This window comes from Cognatishimia sp. 1_MG-2023 (genome assembly GCF_030548175.1).
In the GTDB taxonomy this organism is placed as follows: Bacteria; Pseudomonadota; Alphaproteobacteria; order Rhodobacterales; family Rhodobacteraceae; genus Cognatishimia.
Genome location: NZ_JAUORX010000006.1, coordinates 1 through 17,144 on the forward strand (window position 1 = coordinate 1; position 17,144 = coordinate 17,144).

The 17,144-nt window shown below is 54.8% G+C and carries 16 protein-coding genes; 7 read left to right on the top strand and 9 right to left on the bottom strand.

The genetic code is table 11. The features are described from left to right. On the top strand, positions 1–1,258 hold a 1,258-nt coding region (locus Q4544_RS11100), incomplete at its 5' end, for a glycosyltransferase family 2 protein (RefSeq protein WP_303506262.1). On the opposite strand, the gene Q4544_RS11105 is transcribed toward Q4544_RS11100, so the two are convergent. After that, positions 1,241–1,879, bottom strand: a complete 639-nt coding sequence (locus Q4544_RS11105) for a GntR family transcriptional regulator (protein ID WP_303506264.1) — start codon at positions 1,877–1,879, stop codon at positions 1,241–1,243. The two genes, Q4544_RS11100 and Q4544_RS11105, sit on opposite strands and share 18 nt — an antisense overlap. A gap of 100 nt (positions 1,880–1,979) precedes the next feature. On the opposite strand from Q4544_RS11105, the gene Q4544_RS11110 reads away from it, so the two are divergent. Then, a complete protein-coding gene (locus Q4544_RS11110; RefSeq protein ID WP_303506265.1) occupies positions 1,980–2,624 on the top strand; it encodes a pyrimidine 5'-nucleotidase in 645 nt (214 codons plus the stop codon). Positions 2,625–2,686: 62 nt separating this feature from the next. After that, positions 2,687–3,883 carry a UbiH/UbiF family hydroxylase gene (locus Q4544_RS11115; protein ID WP_303506267.1) on the top strand — a complete coding sequence of 399 codons (1,197 nt, stop codon included), beginning with the start codon at positions 2,687–2,689 and terminating at the stop codon, positions 3,881–3,883. A 72-nt stretch (positions 3,884–3,955) separates the two neighbouring features. Here the strand turns inward: Q4544_RS11115 and Q4544_RS11120 are convergent, their stop codons facing one another. Next, positions 3,956–4,411, bottom strand: coding sequence for an Lrp/AsnC family transcriptional regulator (locus Q4544_RS11120; protein WP_303506268.1), 456 nt, complete (start codon positions 4,409–4,411; stop codon positions 3,956–3,958). Further along, a complete protein-coding gene (locus Q4544_RS11125) occupies positions 4,408–4,863 on the bottom strand; it encodes an Lrp/AsnC family transcriptional regulator (RefSeq protein ID WP_303506270.1) in 456 nt (151 codons plus the stop codon). Before Q4544_RS11125 ends, Q4544_RS11120 begins: the two co-directional genes overlap by 4 nt. Positions 4,864–4,992: 129 nt before the next feature. On the opposite strand from Q4544_RS11125, the gene ilvC reads away from it, so the two are divergent. The 4 genes from ilvC to Q4544_RS11145 all read left to right on the top strand — a co-directional run bounded on the left by ilvC (position 4,993) and on the right by Q4544_RS11145 (position 8,233). Continuing rightward, positions 4,993–6,015, top strand: a complete 1,023-nt coding sequence (ilvC, locus tag Q4544_RS11130; RefSeq protein WP_303506273.1) for a ketol-acid reductoisomerase — start codon at positions 4,993–4,995, stop codon at positions 6,013–6,015. A gap of 110 nt (positions 6,016–6,125) precedes the next feature. Next, a complete protein-coding gene (locus Q4544_RS11135; RefSeq protein ID WP_303506275.1) occupies positions 6,126–6,593 on the top strand; it encodes a GyrI-like domain-containing protein in 468 nt (155 codons plus the stop codon). Between the two features lie 76 nt (positions 6,594–6,669). Then, complete coding sequence (locus Q4544_RS11140; protein ID WP_303506277.1) at positions 6,670–7,236, top strand: hemerythrin domain-containing protein; 567 nt, start codon at positions 6,670–6,672, stop codon at positions 7,234–7,236. Positions 7,237–7,324: 88 nt separating this feature from the next. Next, positions 7,325–8,233: a DMT family transporter gene (locus Q4544_RS11145; protein ID WP_303506279.1), complete on the top strand. Its 909-nt coding sequence runs from the start codon at positions 7,325–7,327 to the stop codon at positions 8,231–8,233. A 2-nt stretch (positions 8,234–8,235) separates the two neighbouring features. Here Q4544_RS11145 and glmM read toward each other — a convergent pair whose 3' ends face one another. From glmM to glyS, 6 genes are all read right to left on the bottom strand, one after another. Further along, positions 8,236–9,579, bottom strand: coding sequence for a phosphoglucosamine mutase (gene glmM / locus Q4544_RS11150; protein ID WP_303506281.1), 1,344 nt, complete (start codon positions 9,577–9,579; stop codon positions 8,236–8,238). Beyond that, positions 9,569–10,591: a dihydropteroate synthase gene (gene folP, locus Q4544_RS11155; protein ID WP_303506283.1), complete on the bottom strand. Its 1,023-nt coding sequence runs from the start codon at positions 10,589–10,591 to the stop codon at positions 9,569–9,571. The genes glmM and folP overlap by 11 nt, the downstream gene beginning before the upstream one ends. Before the next feature lie 39 nt (positions 10,592–10,630). After that, positions 10,631–11,533: a dihydroneopterin aldolase gene (locus tag Q4544_RS11160; RefSeq protein ID WP_303506285.1), complete on the bottom strand. Its 903-nt coding sequence runs from the start codon at positions 11,531–11,533 to the stop codon at positions 10,631–10,633. A 58-nt stretch (positions 11,534–11,591) separates the two neighbouring features. Next, positions 11,592–12,230 carry a cell wall hydrolase gene (locus Q4544_RS11165; protein ID WP_303506287.1) on the bottom strand — a complete coding sequence of 213 codons (639 nt, stop codon included), beginning with the start codon at positions 12,228–12,230 and terminating at the stop codon, positions 11,592–11,594. 150 nt (positions 12,231–12,380) lie between these two features. Further along, positions 12,381–14,921 (bottom strand): pyruvate, phosphate dikinase, encoded by a 2,541-nt coding sequence (gene ppdK / locus Q4544_RS11170; protein ID WP_303506289.1) that lies wholly within the window; start codon positions 14,919–14,921, stop codon positions 12,381–12,383. A 170-nt stretch (positions 14,922–15,091) separates the two neighbouring features. Next, complete coding sequence (gene glyS / locus Q4544_RS11175) at positions 15,092–17,143, bottom strand: glycine--tRNA ligase subunit beta (protein ID WP_303506290.1); 2,052 nt, start codon at positions 17,141–17,143, stop codon at positions 15,092–15,094. Between the last annotated feature and the right edge of the window lies 1 nt (position 17,144).

Sequence of the window (17,144 nt, forward strand, 5' to 3'; positions counted from 1 at the left end):
GACGCTCATTGCCGTTACAATGCAATTCATGTCTGCCGGAATGAAAATATCAGCTTTGTTCGCGAGTCGCCGGTTTGTCCCCCCCAATACAAACAATGTACCCCCGAGCAAATTACCCAAAATTTCGATGCTGGTACCGCTTTACAAAGAAACCGAAATTGCAGGTGCGCTTATACGCAGACTATCAACCTTGCGGTATCCACACGCCCTTTTGGATGTCCTCCTCGTGTTAGAAGAAAAAGATAACCTCACTCGCGAGACTTTGGCGAAAACCAATCTACCAAAATGGATGCGTGTTATTGAGGTACCGGGTGGCAGTGGGCTAACCACCAAACCACGCGCGCTGAATTACGCGTTGGATTTTTGTCGCGGCGACATCATAGGCATCTGGGATGCCGAGGATGCGCCTGATCCCGAACAGCTTATGGTCATCGCCAATCAATTTGCCCAAGCTGATGATGATGTGGCTTGTCTGCAAGGCATCCTTGATTACTACAACCCCTATACAAACTGGTTATCCCGTTGTTTTACATTGGAATATTCCATGTGGTTTCGTGTCGTCCTGCGCGGCATGTCTCGATTAGGGGCCGCCATCCCCCTTGGCGGCACGACCCTGTTTCTACGCCGTGATGTTATCGAAAAAATCGGACGCTGGGATGCCCATAACGTCACCGAAGACGCGGACCTTGGCGTACGTCTATGTTGTTACGGATACCGCACCGAGCTGGCCTTTACCGTCACGCAGGAAGAGGCCAATTGCCATATGAAACGCTGGGTGAAACAGCGCTCTCGATGGCTCAAAGGGTATATGATCACCTTCCTCGTGCACATGCGTCACCCGCTGCGGTTCTATCGCAGACTCGGGTTGCGTAAATTCATTGGCTTTAACGTGATTTTCCTAAGCACCCTGGCGCAGTTCCTACTGGCCCCCTTTATCTGGAGCTTTTGGTGCCTTGCCTTGGGCGTATCCCTGCCGTGGTTCGATGGCCTGCCCGCACCATTGATGACAGGCGTCATTGCCTTATTTGTATCGGTTTCACTGCTGGACACCATCTTGGCCGGGTTGTCGATGATCGGCCAAAAACGCAATGGGTTGATCTTTTGGGCGATTACCCTGCCAATCTATTTCCCACTCGCGACGCTCGGCGCATACAAGGCCTTGTTCGAGCTGATAGTGAATCCATTCTACTGGGATAAAACCGCCCACGGCCAAACGCCAGAAGGCCAATCCGCCAATTTCTCAGCTATCGGCGCTTAACTTCAAACGCGTCTCAAAGGCCTGAGAAATATGGGTTTTCAACGCCGCATAAGCGCCATCTTCATCACGGTTTTCAATCGCATCAACAATGGCCCCATGCTCAGACAATGCCATTTCGCCACGCCCCTCTGCTGCCAATGACGTCGTTGCCAACAGCGCCATAGAACGATGTACCAAATCAAGCTGCTGCACCAAATACCGGTTGTGTGACGCCAAATGGATCATCTTGTGGAACCGACGATTGGCACGCGCCAAAGCATTGGCATCCCCCACCAGATCCATATCTTCTTTGACCATCAATTGCAGAACACGCACCTCTTCCGGTGTGGCATGACGCGCGGCCAATCGCGCGGCCAAGCCTTCTAGCTCACTGCGCACCGCATACAGTTCTGAAAGTTGGTTGTGATCCAAAGATGCCACAATCAGGCTGCGCCCATCACGGGCCAACAAGGATTGCGTCTCCAGCCGCTGCAATGCCTCGCGGATCGGCGTGCGCGACACGCCAAATCTATCCGCCAAGTCACTTTCCACCAGACGATCACCCGGCTTGAACATCCCACCGTCAATCGCGTCTAGGATCAACGTATAAGCGTCTTTTTGTTGCGGGCGCTGCTGGCTCATGCGGCCTATCTCCTTGTGCTTAGCGTCGAGCTTATGCATTTGCGCACAAAACATGCAAGCAAAGCATTGACTTGCAGCCCACCAAGTCTAGCTTGCGCCCATGATTAAACCCGATTTCTCGCATGTGACGACCTGGGTCTTTGACCTAGACAACACATTATACCCGCCAGCGGTGCGCCTCTTTGATCAGATCGAAGAGAAGATGACTCAGTATATGGTCCGCACTCTTGGTATCAGCACAGAAAAAGCACACAGCATGCGCGCGGATTACTGGGCACGATATGGCACCACATTGTCCGGCCTCATGCGTGAACACGATCTGGATCCGGATCCATTTCTGGTCGACGTCCATGACATATCGTTCGAGGCGTTGATCCCTGATCCTAAACTGGCCGATCACATCCGCGAGCTGCCCGGCCGTCGTATCATCTACACCAACGGCACAGCGCCCTATGCCGAACAAGTTTTAGCAGGGCGCGGCCTAGATGGATTGTTTGATGCGATTTACGGCATCGAACATGCAGAATACCTGCCCAAACCAGAGCGCGCGGCCTTTGAAACGATCTTTGCGGCAGATGGGCTGGCACCGGAACGTGCCGCGATGTTCGAAGATGATCACCGCAATCTACAAGCGCCCCATGATATGGGTCTGCGCACCGTTCACGTGGCGCCAGAGGCCCATGCCGCCGACCACATTCATCACCACACAGACGACCTGACTGACTTTCTGAGCCGTCTCATGTGACAGCCTGACGCTTGGCATTGCGTAGGCAAACGCATATCTAAACCAGACAGCAGGAGGCTGAGATGCAAAACACATATGACATCGTAATCTCGGGCGGCGGCATTGCTGGTCTGACGGCAGCAGCAGCCTTCGCACAGGCTGGGTTTTCGGTGCAATGTGTGGACCCAATGCAGCCCATCACCGAACAGGACAAAGCCGGATCAGACCTGCGCAGCACCGCCTTTTTACAGCCCGCGCGCAGCTTACTTGAAGAAGCGGGACTTTGGGATCGACTGGATGCACATGCTGCCCCGCTGCAAATTATGCGGATCGTTGATGCAGGCGGGCCAAAGGCAGAGCCGCGGACTGTCAAAGATTTTGACGCCAGCGATATTTCTGATCAACCCTTTGGCTGGAACCTGCCCAATTGGCTTTTGCGCCGCGAGATGATCGCGCAATTGCAAGAGATGCCGAATGTTGACCTACGGCTTGGCACGGCAACAACAGGATTATTCACCCGTGCGGCCGAAGCACAGGTACAGCTGAGTGATGGCAGCAAGAGCCGCTGCAAATTGGTGATCGCGGCCGACGGGCGCAACTCCAAGATGCGCGATGCTGCGAATATCGGTGTAAAGACAACGCGCTATGGCCAAAAGGCACTGGCCTTTGCCGTGACACATCCTATCCCGCACGCAAACGTCTCTACTGAAATTCACCGCACGGGCGGGCCATTCACACTGGTGCCCCTACCCGACTACAACGGTTTACCCTCGTCAGCTTTGGTCTGGATGGAGCGTGCACCACGCGCGCAAGACCTGTTCGATATGCCCGTCACAGATTTTGAACGCGAGATGACAGAACGCAGCTGCAGCTTGTTTGGCCCATTGACCCTAGCGTCAAACCGCACGATCTGGCCGATCATCAGCCAAGTCGCGGACCGCTTTATTGGCGAACGTTTGGCGTTGGTGGCCGAGGCCGCGCATGTCGTCCCCCCAATCGGGGCGCAGGGATTAAACACGTCACTTGGTGACATGCGCATTCTGTTGGATTTGGCCAAAGCAGACCCTGCAAAACTTGGCGATGCCGCAATGCTGCAGACCTATCAACGCAAACGTCACGGCGACGTGGCATTGCGCGTGAAGGGTATTGATCTGCTAAACCGCGCGTCGATGGTGGAAACTCCGCTGTTGCGGAATGCGCGAGCTGCTGGATTGAATGCGCTATATGGCTTGGCGCCGGTGCGCAAAATGCTCATGCAAATGGGCTTGGGCGCGCGTTGAGGAATTCTGCACGCGCCGGGGCGCTGCCCCGGACCCCGAGGTATTTGGATCAAGAAAAAGCCTAAAGATACGTTAAAGCGGACCCGGGCGGCTTTCCTCAGACAAAAGCACATTCGCCTCGACATCGCCGACACCGGGCAATGTCATCACCCGACGGCGCAGGACGCGTTCAAAATCTGAAATATCGCGGGCCGTGACACGCAGACGGTAGTCATACATTCCCAAAACGTGTTCGACGGTTTGTACCTCTGGAATGGCAGCGACTGCGCGCTCAAAGTCGTCAAGGCTGACCCGACCTTTGGTCGCGAGTTTGATACCCAAAAAGACGGTCACGCCAAAGCCCAGCTTTTCCTTATCCAGATCAAGTTTTCGCCCCGCAATGATCCCTGCCTCTTGCAGACGTTTGATGCGTCGCCATGTGGCGGGTTGGCTCAGATCAAATTTGCGGCCCAACGCACCTGCATTTTGGGTCGCGTCCTGTGCCAGTGCTAGCAAGATTTTACGGTCAATATCATCCAATGTGATCATAGCGGCAGGCTTTCATCGGCTTTGATCCGGGCGACATGCATCAATGCCTCGATGTCAGCGATATGCGGCAGGGCAAGGATTTGGGCGCGGTAGATTTGTTGATAGTGGACCATATCCCGCGCAATCACCGAAAGGCGCACATCAACGCGCCCTAGAAACGTTTGGATTTCAATAACTTCCGCAATATCACGCGCCGCTGCAATAAAATCATCAAACGCGCGGGTTTGGGTTTTGTCCAAGGTAACGCGCAGGCTGACCTCGACCTCATAGCCTAAAGCGCGCCAATCAATGATGGCACGCACACCGCGCAAAACCCCAAGTTCGCGCAGCTTCTCAATACGGCGCGATAGGCGCGTACCGCTCAGGCCCGTTTGCTCGGCCAAATCCGGAATCGACCGCATTGGGTCGCTTTGCATAAGGCGCAGAATGCGCCGATCAAGATCATCAAGCATGAATTTCATAGTAAACCGAAGTTAGGCGAATAAAAACATCTAAAATGACCCGAAATTCATGCAATCAACACTCGAACCTGCCGAAAACCACTCTATGATCGCCTCAAACACAAACGAGAGGACGCTGACATGCGCGTTTATTACGACCGCGATTGCGATATCAACCTAATCAAAGACAAAAAAGTAGCCATCCTTGGTTACGGCTCCCAAGGCCATGCACACGCGCTGAACCTGCGCGACTCTGGTGCGAAAAACCTTGTTGTTGCTCTGCGCGAAGGCTCTGCGTCCGCGAAAAAAGCCGAAGGCGAAGGCCTGACCGTTATGGGTATCGCCGAAGCGGCTGCATGGTGTGACGTGATCATGTTCACAATGCCAGATGAGCTTCAGGCAGAAACATATAAGAAATACGTACACGACAACATCAAGCCAGGTTCCGCGATTGCATTCGCACACGGCTTGAACGTTCACTTTGGCCTGATTGAGCCAAAAGAAGGCGTTGACGTGATCATGATGGCGCCTAAAGGCCCAGGTCACACAGTACGTGGCGAATACACCAAAGGTGGCGGCGTGCCTTGCTTGGTTGCGGTTGATCGCGACGCGACAGGCAAAGCGCTTGAAATCGGTCTGTCCTATTGCTCCGCAATTGGTGGCGGTCGTTCCGGCATCATCGAAACAAACTTCCGCGAAGAGTGTGAAACTGACCTGTTCGGTGAGCAAGCTGTTCTTTGTGGCGGTATCGTTGAACTGATCCGTTGTGGCTTTGAAACGCTGGTTGAAGCAGGCTACGCACCTGAAATGGCATATTTCGAGTGTCTACACGAAACCAAGCTGATCGTTGACCTGATCTATGAAGGCGGCATCGCGAACATGGATTACTCGATCTCTAACACTGCAGAGTACGGCCAGTACGTCACCGGCCCACGCATCCTGCCATACGAAGCAACCAAGAAAGCGATGAAAGAATCCCTAGCTGACATTCAGTCTGGTAAATTCGTTCGCGACTTCATGCTGGAAAATGCTGTTGGTCAGCCAACAATCAAAGCATCCCGTCGTGCGAACGACGAGCACCAGATCGAAGTTGTTGGTCAAAAGCTGCGTGAAATGATGCCTTGGATCTCTGCAGGCAAAATGGTTGATAAAGCTAAGAACTAAGCGCCTAAGCTTAGAACATTTGAACGCCCTGCCATTTGGTGGGGCGTTTTTCTTTTGGCGAACCACAATCCCTGCGCTAACCTTAAGCGGGAGTATTGAGGGAGGCCAATTTGAACATTGAAAAACAAGACTTTGAAACGCAGACCTATATTTATGTACAAGGCAAGGCGCGCATCACTGACCCGACAGCAATTGCCGCTGCAATGGGCGCAGCCTTTGCAGAGATTTTCGGCTTTATTCAAAAGGTTGGAATTACGCCGCTAAGCGCCCCGATCACCGTCTATACCAAAATCCCCGGCACCAATATGAAGTTTCGTTCAGGCTTTTTTGTCACTCCGGAAGATGCCAAAAAGGCGACTGGTGACGTCAAAGCGGATAGCATCCCCGCTGGATCAGCCCTGCATGCGCAACACGTTGGCCCCTACATGGATTTAAAACAAACCCATGGTGCCATTTGGGGATATGCCAAATCGCATTCGCTCAAATCATCTATGCCTGTTTGGGAAATCTACATTGATGATCCGGACAAAGCGCCAGCGGATAAGTTGCGAACCGAAGTTTACCATACTGTCACCTAACCCGCGCACAGCCCCGGTTCATCCCCGCACAGGCATTGCCCTTGTCCAAGGCCTGCGTTGATACGACTTAGGATGCATGACCACATATGACATCCACGCAAGACAAGGGTTGCCCCAAGAGATGCAACTCTTGCTTCGGGATTATCCGCGCGAAGATTGGCCGGGTCACCCGAATTTCGCCACCGCCACCCAAAACTGGATGCGGGCCCACCAAATGTTCCGCCAACTTGGCGACATCATCGTAAAGGATACGGAAAAACTCCTTGAAAAGGAAATGGAAACAGAACGTTACGCCAGCCGCCTTAGCCATTACGGCAATCAACTGGTGAACAATCTGCATGGCCATCATCATTGGGAAGACCACAGTTTCTTTCCCGAGCTCGAAGCTGCCGATCCGCGGTTTCTGCGCGGGTTAGAGATGCTGGAAACCGACCATACAGAAATGGACGCGCTCCTTGACACCTTTACAGATGCCGCCAATCGCTACCTTCAGCTAGAGCGCCTTTCCCCAAAGGACACACGTGAAGAGCTACCAGCTATGCTGAAAGCGGGCGAAAGCATCAAACGGTTTCTAGACCGCCACTTAGCAGATGAAGAAGACTTGGTCGTGCCAATCATCTTGCATCACAAATTGCGTGGCTAGACGCACATAGTTTGATGCGTCTCGAAGTGAAATCAATTGACCCTGCCCCAGTGGCGGGGTCAATTGCATTTTGAGACGAGGTAAATTGATGCCAGAAATTGCAGGCCGTCATTGGGCCATGATCGCGATCCTAGGATTTGTCTGGGGGTCCACATTTTTGTTGATCGAATTGGCGTTAGAGGGGATGACGCCCGTCTGGCTTGCGGCCGCACGCATTAGCTTTGCAACGGTCTTGCTAACAACATTCTGGGGCTTTCGCGGCTTTCGTTTGTTCCATGACAAAAAGGCCTATCTGCCACTCGCTATCGCCAGTATTGGCAGTTCCGCTTTGCCCTTTTTCCTGATCAGTTGGGGGCAACAACATGTCACCTCTAGCTTTACCGGCATTTGCATGACAGCCATCGCGCTGATGATCCTACCGCTGGCACATATCTTTGTTCCCGGTGAGCAGATGACCCCGCGCAAAGTTGGCGGCTTTGTCATTGGTTTCATTGGCGTCGCCATTCTGATCGGTGGTAAAGCCTTTGAAAGCACAGGGGCCGACCTCGAATTCTGGGGGCGTCTGTCTATCTTGGGCGCCACAGCCAGCTATGCGTGCTGCTCCATCATTGTGCGCCGTTTGCCGCCGGTCGATTCAGTCGGCCTTGCGACAATGCTGCTATGGTTTGGTGCAATTGTAATCATCCCGGTCGCCCTGATGGCCGAGGGCGTGCCCCAAACCCCTGATCGCCAAACCTTTTTGGTTGTCGCGGTGCTTGGCCTTATCCCCACAGCCGCGGCCAATCTGCTGCGCGTCATGGTGGTCCGCGAAGCTGGCCCAACCTTCATGAGCCTGACCAACTATCAGGTGCCAATCTGGGCCGTCCTCATGGGAGCGTTGGTTTTGGGTGAACCATTGCCGCCAACCACCCTACTCGCCCTTGCATTGATCTTAGGGGGTGTTGGCCTCAGCCAATTTGGCGCGCTGCGGCGGTTATTCACAGGCCGCAGCGCTTAAAGTCAGACGCTGGCCTGAACCTCAGCGATGATGCCGTCCACAACGTCCGTCAGCAGCCCAGAGTCTTCGCATTCTGCCATTACACGGATCAACGGTTCTGTGCCGGATTTACGGATCAACAGACGCCCTTGGCCATTCAAACGCACCTCTGCATCCGCAATGGCCGCTTTTACCGAAGCAGCCTCTAGCGGCGCTTGCCCTGTACCATAACGCACGTTCTTCAATAGCTGCGGCACAGTCTCAAAGCTTTGCGATAGATCGCTTGCGGGCTTCCCTGTCTCAACCATCGCGGCCAGAAACTGCAAGCCTGCCAGCAGGCCATCACCCGTGGTTGCATAATCCGTCATGACAATATGGCCAGACTGTTCACCACCTAGATTAAAGCCGCCCTTGCGCATCCGCTCAACAACGTATCGGTCACCAACAGAGGTACGCTCCAGCCGCAAACCTTTGCTTTGCATAAACCGCTCAAGCCCAAGGTTTGACATTACGGTCGCCACCAGCGCCCCGCCCTTTAGACGCCCAGTCTGCGCCCAGCGATCTGCCAACAGCGCCATGACCTGATCGCCATCCGCAACCTTGCCATTTTCATCGATGATCATCACGCGATCCGCATCGCCATCCAACGCAATACCCACATCGGCACCATGCGCAACAACGGCTTCAGAGGCTGTTTGAGTATGGGTTGAACCACAATTCTCGTTAATATTGGTCCCGTTCGGCGACGTACCAATCTCGATCACCTCAGCACCCATTTCCCAAAGCGCCTCTGGTGCGGCGCGATAAGCGGCCCCATTTGCGCAATCGACAACAACCTTGATGCCTTTGAATGGCAAAGACGACGGCAACGCGCTTTTAACCCGCTCAATATAACGGAACCGACCATCATCAATCCGCTTCGCACGCCCAATGTTCTGCGGCTGTGCAGCTTCAACACCTTCCAGCACAAGCCGCTCAATCTCTAGCTCTGCGTCATCAGACAGCTTAAAACCATCCGGACCAAAGAACTTAATCCCATTATCAATCGCCGGGTTATGGCTCGCAGAAATCATGACACCTAGATCGGCACGCATAGATGTGGTCAGCAAACCAACCGCAGGCGTCGGCACAGGGCCAAGCAAAAGCACGTTCATCCCGGTAGAGGTCAAACCCGCCGTCAGTGCGCTTTCAAACATATAGCCAGACAAACGCGTATCTTTACCAATAACAACCCGGTGCTGGTTATCACCGTCATTGCGGAAATAACGCCCAACAGCCGCCCCCAGTTTCAACGCCATCTCGGCGGTCATTGGATATTGGTTGGCTGTGCCACGCACCCCATCGGTGCCAAAAAACTTACGTGCCATCGTTAACTACTCCTGTCGTAACAGCCTGCCAAAGGTCAAAAGCCTGCTTGGTTTCCGCCACATCGTGTACGCGAACAAATTGAATGCCTTGTGCGATGCCTTCCATCGCAACCGCCAACGAACCGGGCACGCGATCTTGCGTGTCTGGCGCGTTGCCAATCGTGCCAATGAACCGCTTGCGCGACGCGCCTAGCAAGATCGGGCAGCCAAGGCTGTGAAATAAACTGATACGCGCCAATAGCGCGAGATTATGAGTAAGCGTTTTGCCAAATCCGATCCCCGGATCAACGACAATCTGCCCACGGGACAAGCCAAGCGCCTCTAGCTGACTGACCTGCGCCTCAAGAAAATCGTAAACGTCCAACAGGACGTCATCATAGCTGGGATCATCCTGCATATTCGCCGGATCGCCCTGCGCATGCATGATACAAACCGGCGCGCCCTTTGCAGCCGCCAACGGTCCCAGCTCCGCATCAAAGGTGAAACCGGAGACGTCATTCACCAAAGTCGCGCCCGCCGCCAATGCGGCCGCCGCCACTGGGGCCTTGCGGGTATCAATGCTGATCGGCACGTCAATCTTTGGCGCAACCGCTGCAATCACCGGTGCTGTGCGCTCAATCTCGGCCTCAACTTCGACATAACCAGATCCCGGCCGTGTGGATTCCCCCCCAACATCAATGATCGTCGCACCTTGATCAATCATCGCCTGTGTCCGGTCGACCGCCTGATCCAGCCCATTGAACTGCCCACCATCCGAAAAACTGTCTGGCGTCACATTCAAAATGCCCATGATCTGCGGCGTTGCCATCGGCAAACCTGCCACATCCGCACGCGTGCCTATCAAATGCATCAATGCTTCTTGAGGAAGGTCAGCAACACCCGCAATCCGGGGTGCCTTGCCGCGTGTCAGGCATTCAACATGGGTAAACCAGCACCAACCACCAGCAAGCGTCAATGCCTCTGGCGGACGCGCGGCGTCAGTTTGGGGTATGGGACGATAGTAGGTTTTCATGTCAATGGAATGGGCGATCACGCCTTACTTGGCAAGAGTTCAAAGCTGGGATTGACAGAGTGTTACGAACTGCGTCGGAATTGTGTGTGGCTCCGGCAGGGTTTTGCCGATCACAACCAGTTTCTGCGCGCCCCACTGCTCTGCAAACCAAAGCGCCAAAGCCTCTGGCGCCAGTGGCGGCTCGTCCGTTGCATCCATCACCAGCTTTGAAGGGGCCCAAACACATGGCAGGCCGTTCTTCATCGCCCAGTCCAACTCAGTGCGCGTCGCCGCCACTGTTAAATCGGACTGCACCGCAGCCAACTGCCACGCCGCCTGCTCTATCGCCAGCAAATCAATCTGTCGCTGAGACGCGGCACTCGCAGCCTTTAGCCGGGTTTCCGGCACATCCAACGCCAAAACCAGTGGGCCACCAGCCGTACCCAATTGCGCCAACCATGATGGCAATAAATCACTCGCCAAGGCATCATTGCTTAGAAACGCAACAACCGGCTGGCGCAAATCCAGATCGTGCGCAGCGCCCTGCCCAGGCACACGCACAATCTCGACACCCAGCTTGCCATTGCCTTTATCCAGCTTCTGAATACGCACAAACACCCGCAAAGCCTGTGGTTCGTTCAGAATGCGATCCGCAATGCGTTCAGCCAATGTTTCGAGCAAGTTCAACCGCTCGGCGGCAAGCTCGTGTTCAATCGCCCAAGTAATACGGTCATAGGACAGGATGCGATCCACATCGTCATCCAAATCCGCATCCGGTGCGGCCACTTCAACAACGATGTCAAAGGCCACCCGTTGCGTCATGTCACGCTCTGCTTGAAATGCGCCGATCTCGACCTCGACGATATGATCCCGTAGTGACAATCGATCCGCCACGTCAGGCATCGCCATAGCAACAGCCCGAGACTCAGGATGAGAAAACGCAGATGTTAGATCGTTGGTCATATGGCAAAGGCTCCTTATGCGCCGCTATAGCAGTCGCATAAGCCCAATGCCATATCGCTTAGTTTTGCGAAAGCCGTGTTGGTGGGCGATAAAAGTGATGCACACCGATTGTCGTCGTGCGCGCAAACTTACGCGCCCAACGCGGGTTCACAGCCTTGGTGTGATAGTAAGTTGCACCGTCTGTCAGATCGCGCGGTGCGCCTTCCAGCATCAGCTTTGCAATCTTACCCATCCGATGATGTGCCGCTTTCTCGCGGATCACTTCGGGATGGCCGTCACAGGTAAACGTAAACTGGCACGCGAACTTGCGACCGGTCCCTTGGTTGATCACCTTACAGGCCGTGTTCGGAAACAGGCTGCTGTCGACACGGTTCAAAATGACCTCGGCCACCGCAAACTGGCCACGCACGCTTTCACCACGGGCTTCAAAGTACAGCGCCTGTGTCAGGCACTCCCACTGAGCATCACCACTGGCAACAACCGGCTGGCTGTCGATCCACGCACGAGAGCGTTCAATTTGAACCGCCTCAGGCGCTTTCTTACGTTGGAACAGATCCTTTAGCTTCTGCCCACTCAAGGCAGCAACCGCAGCGCGTTCCCGTTCGATCGCTTGTTCAACAGGATTCACCGGAGTATCGGCAAATGCTGTCCCGGCCATCAAAGTGATGGCAAATATCGTCTTCGTTAAGATGCGCATGGCAGCCTCGCAGATAGTGATACCGGTCCCCCGACCCGGCGAAACATCGGCTGGTGCATACAGAAAATTAACGAATGCGTCTACCCAACGGCCAATTCTGAGAAATTTGTCAGAAATGTGACCGATATGCTGCGCATTTAGGGCGAATTGCTACCCTATCTTGTCTTTTATCGCCAACTGAGCAGCAGCAAGCCGCGCAACTGGAACCCGGAAAGGAGAGCAAGAAACGTAGTCCATCCCCGCTTTTCGGCAAAATGCTATCGATTCGGGGCTGCCACCATGCTCACCACAGACCGACAAAGTCAGCGCAGGATGCGCTGCACGGCCGCGTGCTGCCCCCAACTGTAGCAATTCACCGACGCCCTCGGTATCCAGCGTGTGAAACGGGTCTTCGACATAAACGCCCTGCTGTACATAAGCAGACATGAAACGCCCCGCGTCATCACGTGACAACCCATAGGTCATCTGCGTCAAATCATTCGTGCCGAAACTAAAGAAATCGCAATGCGGCGCAATATCGCCAGCCCTCAACGCCGCCCGAGGGGTTTCCACCATCACGCCCAAACGGAAATCAAACTTCACGCCCTGCTCTGTCCGCACCGCTGCAGCCACCGCATCAATCCGGGTCTTAACCAATTCCACTTCCCGCTTGGCACTGACCAATGGGATCATGATCTCGGGCACCACCGGTTCACCATCTTTGGATGCCTCAATCGTCGCCTCAAAGATCGCGCGCGCCTGCATGTCATAAATCTCTGGCACCGTGATCCCAAGCCGAACGCCACGCATGCCCAGCATTGGGTTATGTTCGCTTAAGGCCTGAATACGACGTTCCACACGGGACAATGGCAAGTTCAACGCCTCTGCCAAATCGCGCATTCCCGCGCGTTCGCTTGGCAAAAACTCATGCAAAGGCGGATCAAACAGACGAATACACACTGGTTTGCCCTGCATAATCCGAAACAGATCAGCAAAATCGGCCCGTTGCATCGGCAACAACCGCTCAAGCGCAGCCGTGCGATCCTCGACCTCATCCGCAAAAATCATTTCGCGCATCACTGTCAGCCGGTCTTCTTCAAAGAACATATGTTCCGTGCGGCACAGACCAATCCCCTGCGCCTTAAAGTTCCGGGCCGTCATAGCATCAGCTGGCGTATCCGCATTGGCACGCACATCAATATCGCGGCTATCGTCAGCCCAGCTCATCAGCTTTTGGAACGCCTCATCCAAAGTCGCTTCTAGCATCGCTGGCTGACCAGACAAAACCTGCCCGTTTGTGCCATCAATCGTCAGCGTATCCCCTTCTTTAAAGACACGCCCATCCGCCGCAATGATCTGACGCGACCTTGCCTGAAACCGCATTTCATTCGCGCCAACCACACAGGGCAATCCAAGCCCACGCGCAATCACAGCCGCATGGCTGGTGATCCCACCACGTTCTGTCAACACGGCCACCGCCGCGTGCATACCGCGAATATCTTCTGGGTTGGTTTCACGCCGCACCAAAATACACGGCTCACCGCGCGCCGCACTCGCTTGCGCGGCCACTGCAGAAAACACAATCTTCCCTGTCGCAGCCCCAGGGCTGGCAGCAACACCGGTCACGATCTCGTCACGCTCGGCCTCTGGGTCGACCTGACGGTGCAGCAATTCATTCAACGCCCGCGGTTCAATCCGCAACACAGCTTCTTCGCGCGGGATGATCTTATCTTCGGCCAAGGCAACAGCAATCCGCACCCCAGCTCGAGCAGAGCGCTGCAAGCGCACCCCGTCTAGAATGTGCACCTCGCCGTTGCTGATGGTGAATTCCATCTGCATCTCTTCGCGCAACCGCCGGCGCATCAACTGCGCATGTGTCACCAGCGCATCAAAGGCTTTGGGCAGCTTATCTTGCAAACTTGGCCCACGCGCATCGCGTTCCAAGAACCAGGATTTCTCTCCCGCTTGCAACGCATCGCGCCCCTGCGATTGGGTCAAATACCGCCCCTTGATCACCGCAAGGCCCGTGACCCCATCCACAAGCTGCAAAACACCCGATCCGCTTTCACCCTGACCCAGCCCAAGCACCATGGCCTGCACGACAAGCCCCAACCCAGCATCCGCTGGTGCACCTTTGGCCATGCGCAACAACCGCGCAGAGGTCCCTTCCCAAGCGCGCGCCATAGACCGCAACACACCGGCAAGCTGCTCTTTTGGATCTTGCGGAAACGGCTCTTCGGCCTCGTGTTCATAGGCATCCAGCGTATCGCGCAAGGCATTGGGCGAGCCTAGGTCGATGTCATCAAAAATATCAGGATCCAGCCGCGCAACATGGGTCGAATAGGCCTGAATGAACCGCAGATAAATCTCGTCCGCCGCGTCGCTGCCAATTTCCTTCGCTAAGTTGGCATGGCGTTCCGCATTGATCCCAATGTTCAAAACCGCACCCGGACCACCCCAGTCAGGGTCTTGGGAGCTTGGACGCACGCAAAGCAGATGGTCGCCAACAAACGGCTCAACCAATTGCTCAATATCTGGAATGTCTCCGCCCGCGATGCGATGCACCGCATCAAAGGACAAAGCGACCGTGGTTGGCACCGGCAAGTCCAACCGCACCAACCGCTGCAAGCATTTCGCGCGTCCACCATGTGTGTCTGGGTGGATCGGTGCGCTTGGGGTCACAAGCGTGATATGCGAATTGTCTTGCTGCAATGCGGCATTCCTTCTGTTGATGGCAGCATACGCGCAACAGAAAGTGAGGCAAGGAAAAGGTTTAGCGCCAGACGTGGTCTGTGCGGAACGCAAAAGCGCCGAATTTTCAGGGAAAATTCGGCGCGGCCTCCGGCGGAGGTATTTTAGTCAAGAAAAAACCAGAAGAGCGTTTAGCCTTCGACCTTAGTGAGATCCGCGACAGACGCGCAAAGTTTCCGGATACGGCTAAGTAGGTTCAGACGGTTGCGGCGCACCACGTCATTGTCTGAATTAACCTGTACCGCTTCGAAAAACGCATCAATCGGCGCGCGCAGACCGGCAAGGCCCACCATAGCAGCGGCGAAATCTTCGCCACGGATCGCTTCGGCAATCGGTGCTTCGAATTTATCAAGCGCCTCGAACAATGCCTTTTCTGCGTCGTCCTCGACAAACTTCATATCCGCGCCATAGGAATATTCGACACCATCTTTTTCCTCGGCTTGAGTGAGGATGTTATTGGCGCGTTTAAACCCTTGCAGCAGGTTGGTGCCGTCATCGGTTTTCATGAAATTCTCAAGCGCACTTGCACGGTTCACCAGCAAGGCGATGTCGTCATTACCGTCCATCGCGATGCATGCATCGATCACGTCATGACGAATGCCTTGGTCGCGCAAAAAGACTTTGAGGCGGTCGTGGAAGAAGCCCAACAAATCACCCATATCAGCATCGTCACGCACTGGCAGTGATTTCAAAGGTGCAGTCAAGCTATTGGTAAGGATCAACCGAATAACACCCAACGCCGCACGACGCAGTGCAAACGGGTCTTTGGACCCTGTTGGTTTCTCATCAATCGCCCAGAACCCTGTCAGCACATCCAGCTTATCCGCCAGCGCAACGGCCACGGATACCGGCGCTGTTGGCACGTCGTCTGACGGGCCAAGCGGCGAATAATGTTCGGTAGCCGCCGCAGCAACCTCTGCCGGATGACCCGCGAATTCCGCATAGTAGCGGCCCATCAGGCCCTGCAGTTCAGGGAACTCATAGACCATTTCGGATGACAGATCAGCCTTGGCCCAACGCGCAGCCTTTTCAGCCAGGTCCGCATCGGCACCCACAATCGGCGCGATCTCACGCGCCAATGCGGCCACGCGATCAATGCGCTCGGCTTGCGAGCCGAGCTTGTTATGGAAGGTCACGTTGGTCAGCTTTTCCAGCCACTCCGCAGCGCCTGCCTTGGCGGTGCGCACATCGTTTTCCCAGAAGAATTTTGCATCAGACAGACGCGCGAATAGAACCTTTTGGTTCCCCGCCAGAATAGTCGCGCCATTGTCTTTGGTTTCGCGGTTCGCAACGGTGATGAATTTCTCAATCCGGCCCGTCTTGGGGTTGCGGATAGAAAAGAACTTTTGGTGTTCTTTCATCGAGGTTTGCAGAACCTCGGCTGGCAAGTTCAAAAAGTCGTCCGCAATGTCGCCCATCAAAGTGACCGGCCATTCAACCAAACCCGCGACTTCGGCCAGCAGGCCTTTGTCTTCGACAACCTCAAGCCCCTGCGCAAACGCAAGGTTCTGCGCATCAGCGGCGATCATCTCGGCGCGCTCTTCGGCAGACAGCACCACATAATCCCGCTTTAGCTTGGCAGCGTAATCTTCAAAGCCCGTCACCGCAAAGCGGCCAGAGCCCATAAAGCGGTGGCCTTCGGTGGTGTCACCCGCTTCGATGCCATCTACGGACATCGGCACAACCGCATGACCGGTTTCGTCAGATGTGATGCATAGAATAGAATGCAACGGACGCACCCAACGCAAAGAGCCCGTGCCCCAGCGCATTGCCTTTGGCCAAGGGAAGTTACGAATGGTATCTTCTAGCACTTCCGCCACAATCGCCGCTGCCGGGCGGCCCGGCTTTTCGATGGTTGCGAAATAGACGCTGCCCTTTGGTGTCTCACGCTCTTCGAGCTGATCCATCGTTAGGCCAGCACCACGCAAAAAGCCTTCGATGGCTTTTTCAGGCGCGCCCACCTTTGGGCCCTTGCGTTCTTCACGCACGGTTGGGCTTTCGGCCAACATGCCCTCAAGTGCTAGGGTCAAACGACGCGGTGTCGAAAACGCCGATGCATGGGCATAGGTCAAACCGGCCTCGACCAAACCATCGGTCACACGTTTTTTCAGATCATCCGCCGCGCGTTTTTGCATGCGGGCTGGGATTTCTTCGGAAAACAGTTCAATCAGCAGATCGGGCATT